Origin of the sequence: Stutzerimonas kunmingensis, assembly GCF_021432085.1 — a bacterium.
In the GTDB taxonomy this organism is placed as follows: domain Bacteria; phylum Pseudomonadota; class Gammaproteobacteria; order Pseudomonadales; family Pseudomonadaceae; genus Stutzerimonas.
In genome coordinates, this window is the sequence record NZ_CP090366.1 from 4,737,184 (window position 1) to 4,757,147 (window position 19,964).

Below are 19,964 nucleotides of genomic sequence, written 5' to 3' on the forward strand. Positions count from 1 at the left end.
TCAGTTGCAGCCGCAGCCACCGCTGCCACCGCAACCCGTCTTTTTCATGTTGTTCGTCCCGGCTGCCGGACTGGCCAGCTGCGCGGGATATCCCGCATCAGTCAGGGAAGCAATCAGCACTTGGCTGTCGCTCTGGCCGCTAACCCGCACCCTGGCGGCTTGCAAATCGACATCCACCTTGGTGACGCCCTCGACAGTGTTGAGCGCCTCGGTGACATGCTTGACGCACGAGCCGCAGCTCATGCCTTCGACGTTCAGTTCAATGGTGCTCATGAGAATCTCCTGGGAAGTCACCGTAATGGTTGAGCAGATGTTCAACCTTGCCAGAGCGGCAAGGTCAAGCGTTTCAATCGATCGATACCTTGCGCAGCCTCAACGCGTTAAACACCACTGAGGCCGAACTCAGGCTCATCGCCAGCGCGGCGATAATCGGCGACAGCAGCAGGCCGGTCAGCGGGTAGAGCAGGCCTGCGGCCAGCGGGATGCCCAGAGCGTTATAGAGAAAAGCAAAGGTCAGGTTCTGGTGCATATTGCGCACGGTGGCCACTGACAGGCTCCTTGCGCGCAAGATGCCCAGCAGGTCGCCCTTGACCAGCGTGACTTGAGCGCTGTTCATCGCCACGTCGGTGCCGGTGCCCATGGCAATGCCGATATCGGCGCGCGCCAGGGCTGGGGCGTCGTTGATGCCGTCGCCGGCCATGGCCACGCGGTGCCCTTCTTGTTGCAGGGCGGCGGCCAAGCGTTCCTTGTCCTGTGGTTTGACCTCGCCGTGCACCTCTTCGATGCCTAGCTCGCGGGCCACTGCGCGAGCAGTAGTCAGGCCATCACCGGTGGCCATGATCACCCGCACGCCGTCTGCCTGCAGGCGCTCTACCGCCAGTTTCGACGTCGGTTTGATCGGATCAGCCACTGCCAGCAGACCAGCCAGGACGCCGTCCACCGCCAGGAACATGATGCTCACGCCTTCGCCGCGCAACTGTTCGGCCCGCGCACTGAGGGAGCTGGCATCCACGCCGGCATCATTCATCAGCGCGGTGTTGCCCAGTTGCAGGTGGTGGTCATCAACCTGGCCACGTACGCCGATGCCGGAGGCTGATTCGAATGTCTCGGCCGTGCTCAGTGCCAGGCCGTGCGCGCGGGCATGGTCGACGATGGCGTGGGCCAGGGGATGTTCGCTGCCCTGATCGAGGCTCGCTGCCAGGCGCAGCACCTCATCCGGAGTGAAACCAGGCGCCGCCTCTACACTGTGAAAGGCCGGGCGACCTTCAGTCAGGGTGCCCGTCTTGTCGACGATCAGCGTGTCAATCTTGCGCAAATTTTCGATGGCGCCCGCATCGCGGAACAGTACGCCGCTGCCGGCCGCCTTGCCGGTCGCGACCATTACCGACATTGGCGTGGCCAGGCCCAGGGCGCACGGGCAGGCAATGATCAGCACCGCCACCGCGTTGATCAAACCGAAGACCCAGCTCGGCTCCGGACCCCAAAGCCCCCAGACAAGGAAGGTTAGTATGGCGATAGCGATCACCACCATCACAAAGTAACCAGCAATAACATCAGCCAGTCGCTGCATCGGTGCTTTGGAGCGCTGCGCCTGGGCAACCATCTGCACGATCTGCGCAAGCATGGTCGAGCTGCCGACCTTCTGCGCCTGCATCACCAGACTGCCGTGGGCGTTAAGGGTGGCACCGATGAGACTGTCACCGACGTGCTTCATGATCGGCACCGGCTCGCCTGTCAGCATTGACTCGTCCACCGCGCTTTCGCCTTCCAGCACCAGACCGTCGACTGGCACCTTCTCTCCAGGGCGTACGCGTAGCCTATCGCCCGCATGAACATGGGTGAGCGGAATGTCGTCCTCTGTACCGTCGGGATTGATGCGTCGCGCGGTCTTCGGCGCCAGGCCGAGTAGTGACTTGATCGCCGCCGAGGTCTGCGAGCGTGCCTTCAGCTCGAGGAGCTGGCCGAGCAGAGTCAGTGAGATGATCACCGCCGCCGCCTCGAAGTACACGCCGATGCGCCCGTCTTTCAAGAAGTCGGCGGGAAACACGCCCGGCGCGAGAGTGGCCACGACGCTGTACAGATAGGCGGCGGCGGTGCCGAGACCGATCAGCGTCCACATATTCGGACTGCGCAGCAGGAAGGAGCGTACGCAGCGCTCGAAGAACGGCCAGCCGGACCAAAGCACTATTGGAGTGGCCAATATGAGTTCGACCCAGTTCTGCGTGGAGCCGTGAAATAGGTTCAGAGAGTGCCCCCCCATGGCCAGCACGGTGACGATCACCGTCAACGGCAGGGTCCACCAGAAGCGCCGAGAGAAGTCCTTAAGCTCCGGGTTCTCTTCTTCGTCTAGTTCCGGAATCACAGGCTCCAATGCCATACCGCAGATTGGGCAGCTTCCTGGTCCCGCCTGGCGAATCTCCGGATGCATCGGACAGATGTATTCAGTGCTCGGTTCGGACGGCGCTTGAGCTACATTCTGATTCTCCTCACGCGACCGTGCGCTTGCGAACCGCTGAGGGGCAGCCTGGAATTTCTCCTGACACCTTGCGCTGCAAAAGCGATAAGTCTTTCCTTCGAAGGTCTCGTGATGAGGACTATCTGGCTTGACCGCCATTCCACACACCGGGTCGTACTGTTTACCGTTTTGATCGTGCGAATGGTTAGCCTGATGCCGGTCGTGGTTGCTGGAAGAATTGTGCATGCCATTTACTTCCTATCTTTGTCCTTGGAGACACGGGTGGGATTGGAATGGCCACCATGGTTGTGACCAAACAAATGGAGCAACGGGCAAAGCAGCAAGATTATGTATGGCAGTCCCTGCAAGAGATGACCGTAATGCTCGCGTGCCAAGTAGAAAAAACCGATTATTGCCAGCATTAAGAGCGCTACGCCGGGTCTAGTCTTCCAAAAAGATATTTCATTATTCCGATGAAGATGGCGGTGATACACGGCAGTGACCTCCAGTGCTGGTATTTTTAGTACGTTGCGTCAGCATGAGCCGCTCGTCCCGATAGATATAGCATGCCAACTAAGGAGATTAACGGATCCTCACCTTGCCGACCCTCCTTGCTTGATAGCCGACTGATGGATGTCGCGCCCAATCTAAGCATTGAAAGAAACTCCGTGCAGAGGAATGAATTAATTCACTTCAAGTTCAGAGGTGCGCACACTTAAATTACTATCTGTAAGGCTCGCCCGCCTGATCAGATCATCAAAAAAAAAGGCGCCGTTGAGGCGCCATTAGGCCAAGGGAGCAATGTGGAAGGCCTGGAAAAACCAGCTGCTAGCATTCTTAGAGTCACTGCTCATATTTTGCTCGAACATAGATTCCGACTTATGTGAAACACTATCACCTCCGCCTGTCAGCGAGCTGATTTATACGTTACATTTTTGTAAGCTTCTAGATGGCGGCCTCGTTAACCTGCACACTGAGTCGAAACAAACTTTCGGAATCTGCCTGCATGAAATTACTGGTCGCTGAAGACGAACCCAAAACTGGTTCTTACCTGCAACAAGGACTTACCGAAGCTGGATTTACCGTCGACCGGGTCACGACTGGCACAGATGCGCTCCAATATGCGCTGAGTGAGGTTTATGACCTTTTAATCCTTGACGTGATGATGCCAGGGTTAGATGGATGGGAGGTGCTACGCATGGTCAGATCAGCAGGGCACGAAATACCCGTACTGTTCTTGACCGCACGTGATGGCGTGGAAGACCGCGTCAAAGGCCTGGAGCTGGGCGCGGACGACTACCTGATTAAGCCGTTCGCGTTCTCCGAACTTCTGGCAAGGGTCCGGACATTGCTTCGCAGGGGCAGCGGCTCCCCCACCCAAACCACCGTGAAAATTTCAGATCTCGAAGTGGACCTGCTAAAGCGCCGCGCCGTTCGTGCTGGGAAGCGAATTGATCTGACGGCGAAGGAATTTTCACTGCTGGAATTGTTGATGCGCCGACGCGGCGAGGTGCTTCCGAAGTCTCTGATTGCATCTCAGGTATGGGATATGAACTTCGACAGCGACACCAACGTTATCGAGGTCGCGGTACGCCGTCTGCGCGCAAAAGTCGACGACGACTTCGAGCACAAACTGATCCATACCGTGCGTGGCATGGGCTATATGATGGATGCACCGGAGTGAGACTGCGTCACCTTTCGCTGACCGCCCGAATGAGTGTCATGTTCATGTCTGTGGTGGTTGTAGTTCTCACCATAGCTGGGCTGAGCTTCAATTTGCTTAGCCAGCATCACTTCGAAGTGTTGGATCGGCAGGCCTTGGTGGAGAAGCTCGAATCGACCAAGAAAATTTTCAATAACGTACGCAGCAGCGCAAACCTTGCTGAGGAGCTACCGCAGTTGCGAGCTCTGCTAGGTGCCCATCATGATTTAGCGGCGACCATCTTGAGCGAAGATGGCAGAGTGCTCTTTTCTGATCCCAAGACAGTCGACGTCCCGGAAAGCTATAGGGACGCAGAACAGCAGAATATGTGGGAATGGAAATATGCCGGCCGCCTGTATAGAGGATTGACTGCCCGAATCTCGGTAGCAGACCAGCCCGAACCACTTACAGCACTGTTGATTCTTGATGTCACTAACCACGCGCATTTCTTTCAGACTTTGCAGCGTTGGTTCGGCGTTGGATTAAGCGTCAGCGCTCTAATTAGTGCTGCGCTTGGCTGGATGGTAGTTAGAAGCGGTCTCAGGCCTCTGAGGCAAGTTACCCATCTCGCCGCATCGATGTCAGCAAGGTCGTTGCAGGAACGAATGCCGCTTGAACCGATACCGCTTGAGTTACAGCAATTGGTTCTGTCCTTCAATGCGATGTTAGGTCGCTTGGAAGATGCCTTTGTTCGGCTTTCCAATTTCTCGGCGGACATTGCTCATGAACTGCGAACCCCTGTTAGCAACCTCATGACCCACACCGAGGTGGTGCTGACCAAAAAGCGGAATATTGATGCTTATGAGGAGAATCTTTACTCCAATCTAGAGGAGTTGAAGCGTATGTCACGCATTATTGACGACATGCTCTTTTTGGCCAAATCCGACAACGGCTTGATTATTCCCAAACAAGCGTCTATCGAACTAGCTGATGTCGTTGCTAAACTGCTTGCGTATTACCACTTAGTGGCTGACGAACGCGATATCCGTCTCTCAGTCTCAGGCGCAGGAAATGTGCTGGGAGATAAATTAATGATTGATAGAGCGGTCTCCAATTTGTTATCCAACGCGCTGCGTTACACCCCGGTAGGGGAAACTATTTCTGTAACGATTCACGAGGCGGAAAGAACGGTAACCCTCAGCGTCGAGAATCCCGGAGGGACGATCGAGCCCGAGCACCTGGACAAGCTCTTTTATCGCTTCTATCGGGTCGATCCTGCCCGGCGCGAGGGTAGTCCAAGCAACGCTGGCCTCGGCTTGGCTATTACCAGATCTATTGTTGAGGCCCATAAAGGCAGAATCTGGTGCACCTCATTAGACGGCGTGACGGGCTTTCACATGGAATTTCCCCGCCAATAATAAAATATCGAATAAAGGTAAATATTTTAAAATCAGCCGCATAGCGATCATAAGGGACCTTACACGATTGTAATGTTAACCATTGGAACGGACGAACTCTGAATATGTCGGATTTATGAGCTGCTAGAGGATCACCTCAGGCCAGCTCAAGACTATACGCTAAAATACGAACTTTGGAGGAAGTCATGACTGAAACAATGTTCAATAGCTGCATTCAAGCTTGTTCTAACTGCGCTCTAGTTTGCGAAGCATGCGCATCTGCCTGTTTACTTGAAGACGACGTACAAACGATGGCCCGTTGCATTGAGCTCGACAGAGATTGTGCTGACATATGTGCTCTGGCAGCCAGACTCATGAGTCGCCAGAGCGAGTTGGCTAAAGAGTTCTGTGCATTGTGTGCAAAAATTTGCCGAGCCTGCGGTGAAGAGTGTGCCAAGCATCAGATGGATCACTGCCAAGAGTGCGCGAAAGCCTGTATGAAGTGCGCTGAGGAATGTGAACGTATGGCTGTATAACCAGCAAGCCGCTTTCCTGCCAAGATGGTATCTTATGGACTTGGTAGGAAAGCGCTTTTATTCAGTGGCAGGACACCTACGCTCTACCCACTGAAATGACGCCTTGGCTTCTATTGTTACTCTTGTGCAAAAAAAAGAATGCCATTTGAAAAATCAGTCATAAGCCAATCGTAACGATCATACAATTGGCTTATATCGTATTAATTCCCTTATAAATAATTAACCGTTATTGATGCCAACTGGCGCGCTACGGAACTCCACTGAGTGGACAACTCCATCAGGAGTACGAATTTTGATTTCGTATGGCTGCGCACGATAGCTTGGCCAGCCTAGAATACTATCTTCGCCCATTGGCGTCACACTTAGTACATCACCGCTTTCAAGAAGAACCTTTAAAGCCTGTCTACCCTCGACTGCAGCATAGTCATGCTGCATCGTTGAGTTTCTATCAACCTCAGCCATTGCGAAGGAGGAACTTACGGCTATGCCAACAGCAAGAACTGCCGCAAATTTTTTCATCGTTAACACCTCTTGGTCATTGATGTTGGATAGTTTAAAGGTGTCAACCTTACACAAAGCTGAGTCTTATATTACATTAATGCTAAGCGGAGCTTACGTGTGATGTGCTCTTAACCTCATCACTTGCACTGAAAAACAGCAGAAATTTTTGTTCGATGGCTGCTGCTCGTGGTCTTCAAATTCCGGCAGCAAGAAGCGGATACTCGAACAAGGCGTAGTTCCCCCAAGCGCAACAGAATCTCAAGACAACACTAGCATTTATGCCGTGAGCCAATTTATTCTAGATAATTTCTCCTAGATTAATCAGATGTAATACCGTCTGTGGCCGGCCATGACATCTGGATGCAAAAAGCACATGCATCCGACCGCGTAGCGGTAATTGCTGTGGAGAACCGCGTCCGGTTGAATGGCACAGGCTCTGAAAAAGCGCGCGGCGTCGGTGAGTGAACATATTGCAAATTACTTTAATCCAACGGAAGCGTTACAGGCTTCACTCAGCGCGTTTTTTTCAGGTGCTCTCAGCTACAGACTTATTCCGATAGTACGCAGTGCCTCCCAGGACTTGGTTGAAACCAGGTGGTCCCTGCCAATTCCTTGGTAAACCGGTGGACTTAAGCAGAGTTTCTGCGTCCACTCCATTTCTCGCAAAGTCCTCTAGGTCCCACTCGAAAAAGCTAACAAGGGCTTGAAAAACAGTATTCGGAACACTGGAAACCATACCCAGACTTCCAGTGTTCATCGGAAGGTTTAGCCTTTTCATATTGGCAAGAGCGAAAATTAGCCGTCTCAATCTAAAGTGCCAGACAGACTCCATAAGAAGTTCAGCCTGCTGGGACGCCAAGGGAAATCTACGCTTACGTAACTTTGGACACCGCGGTAAACGCACGGGTAGGAGTTTCTGCAGGTTGTTGAGATTAACCCGCTTCTGTCCTTTGGAAATCCGATAGAGATTCTCAGCACCCGATAGGAGAATGGCAGCATAAGCGCTGTCTCGGAGATCACTAACCTCCTCGACTACTTCAGGTAAGCGCTTTGGCGTGCTGAGCTTTCCCATCAACCATGCGTTGTCATGCTCCGCTAGCCAGCGGGTGGCTTGATAAGCGTTATCCCAGAGGTACTCCAAATCGACATTCGCTCGAACAGCTAAAATGGTGGCTATTTTCTGACGGTGTTGCGCCTTCCTACCAACTTTCGGCCTCTCCAGCTTTAAACGTAATTTTGCACCTGCCGCGTGCCGAAGAATGAGCTCTTTATGCAAGGCAGCCTCAAAGTCATCCGCGCCCCCAAATAAATGCTGTGCAATGATCATATGCCGGGCGAGTGGCATATCCATCTGGCCATTGTAAAAACTAAACCGTATCCATTGGTCGTGTTTACCTGCTTCATAAGCTTTGTCCATTCGCGACAGGGCTTCATCTCCATACTTTGAACGGATGCTGTCAAATAGTTTTGCAGTACCGACAAATTTTCCGTGTATGAAACCGCGTTTTCTGCATTGTCGTACATAGCTTGCGGCTAACGTTTCACAACTCATTGGCGGTAAGTTACGCTGCAGTAATTCGTAGGCGAACTCCGCAAATGTCTTTTCAAGCACAGTGCCCTGCTTTCCTGTCGCGGGATCTAGGGCGCTCCAACCGCATATGCACGGATCAGTCGGATTCGGAAGTAACCGAAGCTTACGGAAGAACGGATGAGAGCATTTGGGGCACGCATGCATCAGCGACTCACCATGACGCCAACAGACAGACACACCTGGCAAATGGTGTGAGCGATGCCAGTATGCATAGCCCGTTTCAAGCAGATCCTGCTGCACGCAGGTGTAGCAGAGCTTAGCCTTACCGTGGACAGCTGCCTCACGACGGGGAATACGAGCCACCCCCGATATACTGGAGCCTGTAGGAGCATTTTCCACGCCTTGGCCTAGCCCCAGAAAAGGCCTGTATGCTGGAAACATAGTATTCGTGCTGATCAGATCGTCGAGATTGCTCTCTGTGTCACCAGGTAGTCTGGTAGCAAGCACTTCAATCTGCTTTGGCAGAATCCCTACGCTGAACGGCGCGGACCCAAACAGATCCCGGAAAGTTTCAGCTGCAGTTCTGTTACCTGACAGGAAGTGGTAGCGCGTGATACGAGAATGCAACATCTCGTCCGGCATGGACATGGGAAAAAATAGCAGATCAGACATGGATATTAGCTAGAGATATAAGACTTGAAAGTACACGCACTCTGCAGTGCGGTGTATTTCTAACACACCATATCGTGTTTCAGGCAGGGATATTGAAAATATATGGCGGACGAGCGCTGTATCAATTCGGCACTCCCACACATTTTTTTTGCAAAGCAATTAGCTGATATAAATCAGGTTTACGTTAGCAATATCGCGGGCTACACCCAAAAAAATGTCATACGGAGGCTCACACTTTATTAGAAATATGCACGAAAAAGTGGAATAGTTTCCGCCCAGAGGAAACATGACTACGGCCTGATGCAAGCAGTTCGATACAACGCTGATCGAGTTACGCTTCGCTGCTCGTCTTCCAGCTTCGCCTTGGCCCACTGTAGGCGCCGAACGTGAAACTGCTCGATAGACTCACACGCCTGCTCCAATGCCAGGGCACACAGAGGTAGCTTGGAGAGCTGTTTCTCAAGACGTGAGAGGACATGTAGATCCCGCCCTATCCTAGCGCGCGAGATCAAGACAGGCTTACCCGACGCGGTTAGAAGGCGCTGTGCATAGCACCTGATCTGTTCAGCAAGTTTCGCATCGAGAGTAGCGAATGTATCAGTGTTATCAACGCGGTTTGTATGAGCACCCGCATGTTTGGCGATGTAGCCTGAGAGCCAGGGTCGATCACAACGATACAGCCACATGTATCCTTTGCATTGGTGAGCTAGCAGGCCCCCATATTCAACCTCGAAGGTTGCTCGGCGCCTGAGACGCTCGCTTTGAAATCTTGCATCTCTCCAGGCCTGCGAACCGCCGTTGACGGCACGGATGGTTCGATAAACATACACTCGGGTGACTCCAAGCGCAGAGGCGATCTGCCGAGCCTCGCACCCGGCAATAGCTAGTTTCCAAACCGCAGCAGGCAAGCCTTCCAGTCCATCTAGCAGGACCTCAGAAAGCTTCGCTTTTGGATAGCCAACACCAGTTGGCGATGGTCGCTTAACTGCGGATTTCGGTGAACGTGACCGAGCGTTTCGCTAATACGTGACCGGTGCTTCCGTCCCGGTTGCGCGGTTTTGAGATTGTAATCGCATCGGTCACGATGCGGTGTCTTCCTCGGCTTTTTTCCGGCGCAGTGACTCGCCCTTCATCGTCAGTCGGTAAGCGTTGTGCACCAGGCGATCAAGGATGGCATCGGCCAAGGTCGGGTCGTTGATCCAGCCGTGCCAGTGTTCGATGGGCAGTTGACTGGTCAGGATGGTGGAGCGGTTGCCGGCGCGGTCGTCGATCACCTCCAGCAGGTCATGCCGGGCCCCTTCCTCCAGCGGGGCTAGCGCCCAGTCGTCCAGAACCAGGACGTCGACCTTTGCCAGCTGTTGCAGGGTGCGGCCGAAGCTGCCGTCGCCGTGGGCGATGCGCAGTTGCTCCAGCAGGCGCGGGGTGCGCAGATACAGGGTGCTGTAGCCCTGGCGGCAGGCTTGGTTGCCCAAGGCACAGGCCAGCCAGGTCTTGCCGGCACCGGTCGGGCCGGTCAACAGCAGGTTGTGCTGCTGGCGGATCCAGTCACCGTTGGCCAGGGCGGCGATCAGGCGCTCGTCCAGGGCGCGGCCGGGACGCCGATCGAGATCCTCTAGGCAGGCATTGCTGTACTTGAGCTTGGCTTTCTTGCGCAGCCGCACTAGGCGCTGGTTGTCACGCCAGGCCAGTTCACGGTCAAGCAACAGGCCGAGGCGTTCATCGAAGCTCAGGCTGTGGCTGGCCGGCAGCGTCCATTGCTCCTCCAGTGCGCGGGCCATGCCGTCCAGGCGTAGCTGGTGCAGTTGATTCAGGGTGTGTTGCGGCATCATCGAACAGCTCCTGTTGCGGGGGTTGGTAGTAGTCGGCTCCACGGACGTTTTCGTGGTGCTCGGGGAGGCTCGCTTCGGCCGCACGCTTGGGCAGCGGCTGTCGATCCAGGCCTTGCTGAAGCAGGTTGCGTACACTACGCCCGGTGAAGGCGCGCAGCTGGACGGCCCGTTCGGCGGCGGCTTCCAGGCGCGCATTGCCATAGCGACGAGCCAGCGAGAGCAACCCGAGGCAGGCGCGGTAGCCCATTTCCGGGTGCGGCTTGTGGGTCAGCTGGTGATCGATCAGTTGGCGCGTGTAGGGGCCGATCCGCTCGCCCCAGTCGAGCAGTCGTTGCGGCGTCCATTCGCGATGGGCCTGGTGTGCGGCGGGCATGTGCTCGCGCTGGGTGCTGTAGGCACCGCGGCGACCCAGCAGCAGGTGGCTGGCCACCCGCCGGTTGCCATGCAGCACCTCCAAGGTGTGCGCTGTCAGCCGCACATCGACGCTCTGCCGGGCCAGAGCCGAGGGCACGCTGTAGAAGCTGCCATTTACCTCGATGTGGTAATCAATGTTGACCTTGCAGCGCTTAAAGCTGGCCACCTCGTAGGGATGTGCCGGCAGCACGCGCAGAGCCGGCCGATCCAGGCGCTCGAACCAGTCGCGCCGGCAGCCATCGAGCCGCTTGAACGGGCGTTGATTCAAATCCTCCAGCAACTCCGCGATGGCCTGATTGAGCGCATGCAGGCTGAAGAACTGCTGATGGCGCAGCCGCGCCATGATCCAGCGCTCGACAACCTGCACCGCTACCTCTGCCTTGGCTTTGTCCTGTGGTTTGCGTGGCCGTGCCGGCAGAATCACCGTCTGGTAATGGCGCGCGCATTCCAATGTCGCGCGGTTCAGGCCCGGCTCGTAACGATCCGGCTGAGCAACCAGGGCACGTGGATTATCCGGCACGACCATCTCCGGCACGCCACCAAAGTAGGCAAGCGCCTGCCCCAGCGAAGTCAGCCAGTCCACCTGGGTTTCGCCCGGCGTCGCGCAGGCATAGGTGTAATTCGAGGCGCCCAGGGCGGCGACGAAGATGTGCGCCCGGCGGACTTCGCCGGTGCCTGGATCGACCACCGGCAGCGTCGGGCCGGCATAGTCGATAAACAGCTTCTCGCCCGCGCGGTGCAGCTGGCGCATCGAACGCTTGAGCGTCTGTGCGTAACGCCGGTAGTGCTCGACGAACTGGGTGTAGCGGTAGGTCGGCTGCCCCGCATGCGCGGCGAGATACTCCTCCCACAGCAGCTGCAAGGTCACGCCCTTGCGCCGCAGCTCGCGATGGATACTTAGCACATCGGGCAGTACCCGCTCACCGCGCGGCTTGCCCGGTGGCATCGGCGCAAACAAGGCGGCTGCCAACACGGCCTCATCCATCGCCACCAGCGCCGGCCAGTCCAGCCCGGCCACGCACGCCGCCGTGACGTACTTGCTGACAACGCCCTTGGACAGCTGCAAGGCGCGGGCAATCTTCTCGTGGGACAAACCGGCCTCAAGCTTGAGGCGCAGACATTCTTTGATGTTTCGCATGGCTACTCGCGGCGCCGCCATCCCTCGTCTCCCGAAATCGGGCGAGGGTGACGGTCGCGTCAGGTCATGCGCAACGCAGGGGGAAGGTTTTCGCTAAGCCGTGACCGACGATTTCGGTAAGCCGTGACCACCTGTTTCGGAACAGGTGGAAAATCGGTCACGTTGTTAGCGAAATCAGCGGTCACGCGTTAGCGAAATGACCGGTCACGATCAACCGAAACGGCCGGTCACGATGCTCCGAAATCCGCACTTAACAGCTTGCGTTGATGGCTTGTCGCTGCACTGGAGAAGAGCCAGATCAACCCCCAGGGCGGTGGCCAGCACAATGTATTTGAGTGGATGATGCGTATGCCTTGGCCTCCGTAGCAGCTTGGTGACCCAAGTCGCGGGCAGATCTGAGGGTGAATCTCCGAGAATCGAGTATTCCCAAGCTGCAGGCAGAGCGTTGAAAACGCCGTCCATATGTGCGGCCAAACGGCATAGATCCAGCCGCTGCGATTTACCCCGGGTTAGGCCTGACTCAGCAGCTCTCCGCATCAGGCAAGCGCGCAAGGCAATGGGTGAAAGGGGATCGAGGTCTAGCGTAAGCAATTGCATCGATCGTAGCGCGATCTGATGCAGCGTTGGAAAAGCCTCCAGACCAACAGTGACCTGATGTGAATGAGCTTGTACTTCGGCATCGTCAGGCAGGTGGAGCTGCCATGAATTACGGCTATACCAGCTCGGATCCACCGTCCTGAGCGAATCGCCGTGGTGAGGGCATACCAACACACCGGGAAGCTGGTGAACGCGGTGCCAGTACGCTGCTCCAACCCGAACGACGTCCTCATTGAGGCAGGCCGGACAGAACCGTACCCTCGAAGCTCCTTCGATCCGACTGGCATTGATTCCTAGTTTCAGCATTAGCCACTTGCCGTCCCCGGCCATTGAGGTGCGGGCATGCTGCATCTGCTCATCGGTGAGAAAAGGCGCGTAATAGGGCAGAACGGTATGGCGCGTGATGATTTTGGATACCGAGAGATCTGTGCCTGGGGGAAGCAACTCGGCCAAATCATCCAACCGACAGGGAAACGCTACATTTTGCGTGAACGAGACCGCAGCTCTGTTGCCGGTGAACGCAGCTTTGCGGCTATGCCCGCCACAAAGCCGGGCATAGCGAGAGAGAACGCTGTGTAGCGTCTCGTCGGGTAGTGCTGCAGGGAAGAAATGGAATTTCAGTTCCATTACGCGACCCTCGAATCATGATCGACGGTAGGTCGGCGAGAACTCGAAGATATCCTTGGTGACCCAGCCAGCTGACTTCAACTCTGCAAGGGTGTCAGGATGCTCACTGAACGCCTTTGCTTGCGACGCCTCAACGGCGACTGCTACAGGCGTACCGGCTTTCTTAACAGCGGCTTCTGGTACTGCAGTGTTTGCGCGTGCAGGAGGGGTGACACCTCGAAGCAAAGCAAGACGGTCAGCTCGCCCAAGCCCACTGAACGCCATCATTTCCATCAGCTGCTCCTCTATGGGAAGCAGGTCGTCGAACTTGCGCATGCGATTAAGATCACGACTACGCAGAGCTGATAGCGCTGGCCTGAGTATTTGCATCTTGGAATTGCTTACTTTGACGATCGTCTCGGCAGTCACACGCTCGGAGCCGCTCTGAATGGCATAGCGCTGGCTCAGCACCAATAACTTAACCAGGAAGTCGGTCACTCCCTGGGTGTGCTCGTACAGCGCTTCAAAAATCTCCGGTGTCAGTTCAGCCGTCTGCTTGCACCACTGATAGCTCCAAAGGTTCTCGACCAGAAAACGCCACTCGTCATCCTCCTTCTCGAAGCGCTTGAACTCTATCATCCCCCCACCGCAACTGCGCCTGGCGACACGCATTACGTCCGAGAACAGGCTGATCATCGAATTCGTCCCTATGAACACGACCGGGATACCGATGTTGTTCACCAAGTGAAGGAAGAAATTCAGCATGCTTTCCTTACCCCCGGTCTTGGCCAGGTGAAGGTTCTGCAGCTCATCAATGAGCAAGGCGCCGATAAAAAACGTGCTGGCTACCTGTTCCATCTGCTGAAGCGCATCGTTGATGTTTCGATGCCGATGGCGCTTGTGGTAGTCCTTGTCGCCCAGTGCTTGGCCGACCGCGTGGAAGAACTGCTGACAAAAACCAGCCAACGAGCCATCTCGTGGACAATCAAGCTTGAGCCAGGTGATCTGGGTGTGGACGAATTGCTGGCCCTCATAATGCTCATGCCGGATCGTCTGAGGGTACAGGCTTAAAATGGCATGCAGTGCAGTGGACTTCCCAATACCACTCAGGCCCACAACGCTGAAGGTGTCAGCTGTTGATTTGAAAGCATCGTGATAGCGCTGAGCCCCTGACAAGGAATGAAGGTGCCTGACAGTTGAGGCACTAGTTGGATTACGGCCAACATATCCGCGGCGGATCAGCAGAGATAACAGGGACTCTAGTTCCAAATGCAGCAGAAACGGCTGCACGACCGTCCTCAAGCGATCAATACAGTGAATCCGCGTTGCCCCGTCGAGCTCAAGCTCTTCAGGAGTTACCGGCTGGGGAAAATTAGATATCAGCTCGGCAGCCGCCGTTTCGTCAAGAATAGGAGGCAGCGCTTCGATCAGCGGGTTTCCAGCGTATTCAGTGATGACTTGCTTCGTATAGCTCGCAAGAGCTTTGGCACCTCTCATTTAGTCTGCCCCGGTCGAACTCTGTTGAGCAAGTCGATAACCTGCGCGGTACGCGGTCCAGCGTACGAATCTCGGGCAATGGCGGGACCCTGCGCATCAGGTTGAACGGGTTCTGCGCGTACGCCGTCTGGAACAGTAGCGTTCTCACGCTCAAGCAGTCGCTCTTCAACACGATTCTCGCGTATGTTCGATACCGCTTCAGCCTTGGTGCTAGCAGCTGGTTCAAGCTTCCGCTCGGCCAATGCATTACTGATAATTTGCCCCACGGTGTCGGCCAAGCCCACTCGGCTTTCGAGTTCAGCGCGCTTATGAGCCGGAGGCATCTGCCGATAGGCCTCCAGAAGATCGTAGATCTCGTCCGAACGATAATTTGCATACTTGGCATCCGACCGTCTGAGGTCGCAGCGCAGGAATTCCTTGTTCTCGCCCTTGATCCAGATGTGCGCTGCGGAGTTCGGATCAAACCAGCAATCAATAGACCAAACGCCATTGCGACGCGCTTTTGCGAACCAGTTTTCCTGGACAGCCATCTCGCAGGAGTAATGCATACCGCGGAACAAAACTCCCCCCTTCTGGACGGTGGCTCGCTCTCGAGGCAGCAAGTTGAGATAAATCAGCTCGTCAGGACGCTTGTTAGCCTGGATAAGGTCATTTTCCAAAGCCCACCTCCAGATCTCCATCGGGGTGGGTTGAACGCCATCGTTCATCATCGCTTGGGTGAGCCGATCAGGCTGCCGGTGATGACGGTTGTAGTGAAGAATGCACTCGATCATGATCTGGGTGAACTCCTTCAGAGTCAGCGTCGCATCGAGCCGATAATCACGCTCGCCGCGCTCCTTCTCTCGGGCCGCAACCCCGCCGGGGAGCCACCTAATACCGGTCAAGTCATTCAGGATGCCGAAGCGGCTCTCGACCATGGGCTTCCAATCCGGTCGATACGGAGGAGCCGTCCCCATATCGATACCCAGGCCAGCCGCGAGACCCTCAGCTGCTAACCCCAACATTTCACCTCTATCGGAGTAGATCTGATGTGGCAGGTGATGACAATCCCAATCCTCAGGACTGATATCCACGCCGTTCTGCGCGCAAAATTCCACCTTGGAGGTGAATGCGTTGAACAGTGCCTGTCGAGCCCCGTTCCAGCTAGGCCCCTCAAGGCCGACATACAGGCCAACAATCATCCCCGAGAAACTGTCAACCACGATGTACACCACGGGCCGCCCGATGAGCATCCGTCGGGAGTAGCTGTTGACCAAGTAAATGTCAGCAATGGTCGCGTCTACTTCGAATTGATGACCTGGCCCTCTAAGCCAATCGCGGACGGTACCGGACAACGGGCGGCAGTCCTTCAGCCACCTCCTCATGCCCATACGGCCACGATCGGTGTCGATCTCATCAAAGAATTGCTTGCCCCAGTAATCGAACTGGTTGAATGTGGGAATCTCAGATTCAGGAAGCAAGCGAACTCGATTCTCGGCGTATTTTGAAAGCTCTTTTTCCGAGTAGAAGTTGCTCAGCATTTTGTCGTAAGCGCTGCGGATCGTTGATGTCTTGTTCTGCGCATAAAGTGCGTAAGACAGCCGAATGCATCGTTTGTCGATTTCGCTTAGTAATTTGGCACGTGAGACTAGCACCCCTTGATACTTAGGCTTTCGTCCTGGCGGGTTATCAACGGAATAATTGCGACTCCCAACACCTACAGCAGAATAGTTTTTTAGAAGCGCATTTCTTACCTGGCCATAGAACCAGTATCTATACAACAGGCGATAGATCGTCTTTCGCTGCACGCCTACCTCAGCAGCACGATTTCCGACCAGCCGGCCCATCTCGCCTTGAGAGAATATCTGTCCTGGATACGCCGGATCCAAAAGTGGCGCAATCAAAGCCCATTTTTCGTCCCTATCGCGCCTAGCACTCTCGTCTAGATCATCTTCCAAAACCAAAAGAAATTCTGGCACCGCCGTAACTACAGGCTTTGTATGGCCCGATGCCAATGACGCCCTGAGCTCCTCCAGGCCAATGGAATAGGGCTTCCTGGGAGGTTCAGTCAGATCGATTATGACCAGTGCATCGTTTTTTTCATCAAGGTGAAGTGCTCTCGCCGTAGTATAGAGCACGGAGAGTTCTGTGAGCGGCTCGAAGACATCATTGACTGAAATATTCATGACGACCTCTCGCTAAGTTTTATCATTTCGGTGGCGGGAACAACTTTGAAATCTGGTAAGGGCGACTTAAGATGTAACGGCGCACCGCTTAAGTCGAGTCTTATAATCTTCCGCCAGATCAAATTAAAGAAAATGTCGCGAGCTTCGCTATACGGTATAGATAATCGGTTGCCAATTTTTCTCAAGCTTTCTGAGGTTGACCAAGGGCAAATCCTTACCGATTCAAGAATCTCGATAAATTCCGAATGCAGCGAGACATCCATCAGGGCACGAGGCAATTTTGCGTATTTTCGAAGGAATCCAAGATTCTGGATTAAGTCGGGCGTAAATAGCTCCTCCGTTACGATGCTCCAATCAACGCCTTGGCTGATCCAGAATCGTCTCTCGACATCCAACTTCTCCAAAGTTCGAGCACAGTCTCTACCTTTAAGGTCTTCCTGATATTTGATCGTCCGAGCAACCGACTTGAGATCCCCGTTTGGCTGCTGAACGGTCAGCAGAAAGTCAGTGGTCATTACCATAGGAACAGAAGTGGGTCTGTACCTTGGGTACCGAACACCGATTGCTCTGGCTATAGCCTGGGTGCTTTCCAACGGCAGCAGGGGATATTGCTCGCGGATGTCGACTACGTCCTCTGAAAACTCAGAGAGTAAAAAGTACGCTCGTTCAAGATCGGATAGGAGGTGATGAATCCGGTCAATCTTAACGCCTGGGATTTTCCAGGAACGACCCCTTGAAGGAACATCTTGAACACGCAGCCAAGGCACGTACTCAGCTCCGGCACCTGCTCCAAAACCATTGGCAATGTGCCGTTCAATATCCTGACTTGAAGCAAACCTACGACCTCGCACCCTCCCTCCTCAGTCCGTCCGGACCGTTCCCTCAGACGGCAAAAGTATAGTTCTAGGAAAACGCAGGGCTGCCAAGCAGCCATGTCGAAGGGCTTTCCAGACTACTCCTACTAAAATCTAACGTGGCGGTCGCTGACAAACGGCTTAGCCCATAAACGGAAAACCCCTGTAGATACAGGGGTTTAGGCATTGTGTCAGACTTTAATAGCTTGTGTCAGACTTTATTATATTGTGTCAATCTTTATTCCGTGCAGCCAACACGCTCTCTGGCGCGCCCGCCGGTCACTCCACCGTGACGGACTTGGCGAGGTTACGTGGCTGGTCGACATCGGTACCGCGCAGCACGGCAACGTAGTACGACAGCAGTTGCAGCGGCAGGGTATAGAGGATCGGCGCAAGAACATCGTGGATATGCGGCATGTTCACCACGAAGATCCCTTCACCGTTGTCGAACCCGGCTTCACGGTCGGCAAAGACGATCAGCTCACCACCACGGGCGCGCACTTCCTGCAGGTTGGACTTGAGCTTTTCGAGCAACTCGTTGTTCGGCGCCACCGTGACCACCGGCATGTCGGCGTCCACCAGCGCCAGCGGGCCGTGCTTGAGCTCACCGGCCGGGTAGGCCTCGGCATGGATGTAGGAAATTTCCTTGAGCTTGAGCGCACCCTCCATCGCCACCGGATATTGAGCGCCGCGGCCGAGGAACAGGGTGTGATGCTTCTCGGCGAAGTGCTCGGAAATCTTCTCCACCGTAGCATCCATCGCCAGCGCCTCACCCAGGCGGGTCGGCAGCCGGCGCAGCTCGTCGACCAGTTCGGCCTCGAGCGCAGGGGAAAGCGTGCCCCGGACCTGGCCCAGCGACAGCGTCAGCAACAACAGGCCAACCAGCTGGGTGGTGAAGGCCTTGGTCGAAGCCACGCCGATTTCCGGGCCGGCCTGGGTGAGCAGGGTCAGGTCCGACTCGCGCACCAGCGAACTGATGCCGACGTTGCAGATCGCCAGGCTGGCGAGATAGCGCCCTTCCTGCTCGGTGCGCGCCTTGGCGTTACGCAGCGCTGCCAGCGAATCTGCCGTCTCGCCGGACTGGGAGATGGTGACGAACAGGGTGTCCGGCTGCACCACTACCTTGCGGTAGCGGAATTCGCTGGCAACCTCGACCTGACAGGGTATGCCGGCCAGCTCCTCCAGCCAGTAACGCGCGACCATGCCGGCGTGATAGCTGGTGCCACAGGCGACGATCTGCACATTGCGCACTTTGGCGAACAGCTCGGCGGCTTGCGGTCCGAACGCCTGCACCAGCACCTGATGATCGCCTAGCCGGCCTTCCAGGGTGCGCTGCACCACCTTCGGCTGCTCGTGAATCTCCTTGAGCATGAAGTGGCGGTACTCGCCCTTGTCCGCCGCCTCGGCACCTTCGTGGTACTGCACGGCCTCGCGCTGCACCGGCTGGCCGTCGACATCCCAGATCTGCACCGCATCGCGGCGGATTTCGGCGATGTCGCCCTCTTCCAGATACATGAAACGGTCTGTGACCTGACGCAGCGCCAGCTGGTCCGAGGCGAGGAAGTTTTCGCCCAGGCCCAGACCGATCACCAGCGGGCTGCCGCTGCGCGCGGCGAGCAGGCGATCCGGTTGCCGCGCACTGATCACCGCCAGTCCGTAGGCGCCATGCAGTTCCTTGACCGCCGCCTTCAGCGCAGCGGTGAGGTCGCCGAGCGAATCGAGCTTGTGGTGCAGCAGGTGCACGATGACTTCGGTGTCGGTATCCGAGAGGAATACGTAACCCATCTCCTTGAGCTGGGCCCGCAGCGCCTCGTGGTTCTCGATGATGCCGTTGTGCACCACGGCCAGATCGTCACCGGAGAAATGCGGATGGGCATTGCGCTCGCAGGGCGCACCATGGGTAGCCCAGCGGGTATGCGCAATGCCCAGGCGGCCGGCCAGCTGCGTCTGCTGCTGAGCCTGCTCCAGTTCGGCGACCTTACCGTTCCGGCGCAGACGCTCGAGTGTGCCGTTCTCGTCCAGCACGGCGACGCCGGCACTGTCATAGCCACGGTATTCCAGGCGCTTGAGGCCCTCGAGAAGGATCGCGGTGATGTTGCGTTCGGCGACGGCGCCAACGATGCCACACAT

General features: G+C 55.7%; 16 protein-coding genes. 3 read left to right on the top strand and 13 right to left on the bottom strand.

The window, feature by feature from the left end; all coding sequences use genetic code 11:
* The 3 genes from LW136_RS22565 to LW136_RS22575 form a co-directional block, all read right to left on the bottom strand.
* The gene (locus tag LW136_RS22565; RefSeq protein ID WP_003292143.1) at positions 1 to 273 is read right to left on the bottom strand and encodes a heavy-metal-associated domain-containing protein; all 273 of its coding nucleotides are present in this window, start codon (positions 271 to 273) and stop codon (positions 1 to 3) included.
* 73 nt (positions 274 to 346) lie between these two features.
* A complete protein-coding gene (locus LW136_RS22570; RefSeq protein ID WP_376785356.1) occupies positions 347 to 2,614 on the bottom strand; it encodes a heavy metal translocating P-type ATPase in 2,268 nt (755 codons plus the stop codon).
* Between the two features lie 92 nt (positions 2,615 to 2,706).
* Entirely contained in the window at positions 2,707 to 2,877 is a 171-nt protein-coding gene (locus tag LW136_RS22575) for a DUF2933 domain-containing protein (RefSeq protein ID WP_080505060.1), read from the bottom strand.
* A 584-nt stretch (positions 2,878 to 3,461) separates the two neighbouring features.
* Here LW136_RS22575 and LW136_RS22580 point away from each other — a divergent pair.
* The 3 genes from LW136_RS22580 to LW136_RS22590 all read left to right on the top strand — a co-directional run bounded on the left by LW136_RS22580 (position 3,462) and on the right by LW136_RS22590 (position 6,030).
* Positions 3,462 to 4,139: a heavy metal response regulator transcription factor gene (locus LW136_RS22580; RefSeq protein WP_003292145.1), complete on the top strand. Its 678-nt coding sequence runs from the start codon at positions 3,462 to 3,464 to the stop codon at positions 4,137 to 4,139.
* Between the two features lie 38 nt (positions 4,140 to 4,177).
* Positions 4,178 to 5,515, top strand: a complete 1,338-nt coding sequence (locus LW136_RS22585) for a heavy metal sensor histidine kinase (protein ID WP_272878071.1) — start codon at positions 4,178 to 4,180, stop codon at positions 5,513 to 5,515.
* Between the two features lie 185 nt (positions 5,516 to 5,700).
* Positions 5,701 to 6,030, top strand: a complete 330-nt coding sequence (locus LW136_RS22590; protein WP_024162553.1) for a four-helix bundle copper-binding protein — start codon at positions 5,701 to 5,703, stop codon at positions 6,028 to 6,030.
* Between the two features lie 219 nt (positions 6,031 to 6,249).
* Here the strand turns inward: LW136_RS22590 and LW136_RS22595 are convergent, their stop codons facing one another.
* The 10 genes from LW136_RS22595 to glmS all read right to left on the bottom strand — a co-directional run bounded on the left by LW136_RS22595 (position 6,250) and on the right by glmS (position 19,964).
* On the bottom strand, positions 6,250 to 6,549 hold the full coding sequence (locus LW136_RS22595; RefSeq protein WP_085987739.1) for a hypothetical protein: 300 nt from the start codon (positions 6,547 to 6,549) through the stop codon (positions 6,250 to 6,252).
* Positions 6,550 to 7,057: 508 nt separating this feature from the next.
* Positions 7,058 to 8,734, bottom strand: coding sequence for a TniQ family protein (locus LW136_RS22600; RefSeq protein ID WP_234174302.1), 1,677 nt, complete (start codon positions 8,732 to 8,734; stop codon positions 7,058 to 7,060).
* A 290-nt stretch (positions 8,735 to 9,024) separates the two neighbouring features.
* Entirely contained in the window at positions 9,025 to 9,564 is a 540-nt protein-coding gene (locus tag LW136_RS22605) for a TnsD family Tn7-like transposition protein (protein ID WP_234174304.1), read from the bottom strand.
* 249 nt (positions 9,565 to 9,813) lie between these two features.
* Complete coding sequence (istB, locus tag LW136_RS22610) at positions 9,814 to 10,563, bottom strand: IS21-like element IS1474 family helper ATPase IstB (protein ID WP_003291621.1); 750 nt, start codon at positions 10,561 to 10,563, stop codon at positions 9,814 to 9,816.
* Positions 10,451 to 12,136, bottom strand: a complete 1,686-nt coding sequence (gene istA, locus LW136_RS22615) for an IS21 family transposase (RefSeq protein ID WP_234173096.1) — start codon at positions 12,134 to 12,136, stop codon at positions 10,451 to 10,453. The genes istB and istA overlap by 113 nt, the downstream gene beginning before the upstream one ends.
* A gap of 189 nt (positions 12,137 to 12,325) precedes the next feature.
* Positions 12,326 to 13,339 carry a TnsD family Tn7-like transposition protein gene (locus LW136_RS22620; protein ID WP_234174305.1) on the bottom strand — a complete coding sequence of 338 codons (1,014 nt, stop codon included), beginning with the start codon at positions 13,337 to 13,339 and terminating at the stop codon, positions 12,326 to 12,328.
* 15 nt (positions 13,340 to 13,354) lie between these two features.
* Positions 13,355 to 14,815: an ATP-binding protein gene (locus tag LW136_RS22625; protein WP_042925938.1), complete on the bottom strand. Its 1,461-nt coding sequence runs from the start codon at positions 14,813 to 14,815 to the stop codon at positions 13,355 to 13,357.
* Entirely contained in the window at positions 14,812 to 16,980 is a 2,169-nt protein-coding gene (locus tag LW136_RS22630) for a Mu transposase C-terminal domain-containing protein (RefSeq protein WP_042925937.1), read from the bottom strand. Before LW136_RS22630 ends, LW136_RS22625 begins: the two co-directional genes overlap by 4 nt.
* Positions 16,977 to 17,831 carry a TnsA endonuclease N-terminal domain-containing protein gene (locus LW136_RS22635; protein ID WP_042925935.1) on the bottom strand — a complete coding sequence of 285 codons (855 nt, stop codon included), beginning with the start codon at positions 17,829 to 17,831 and terminating at the stop codon, positions 16,977 to 16,979. The genes LW136_RS22630 and LW136_RS22635 overlap by 4 nt, the downstream gene beginning before the upstream one ends.
* A 282-nt stretch (positions 17,832 to 18,113) precedes the next feature.
* Positions 18,114 to 19,964 carry a glutamine--fructose-6-phosphate transaminase (isomerizing) gene (gene glmS, locus LW136_RS22640; protein ID WP_228207886.1) on the bottom strand — a complete coding sequence of 617 codons (1,851 nt, stop codon included), beginning with the start codon at positions 19,962 to 19,964 and terminating at the stop codon, positions 18,114 to 18,116.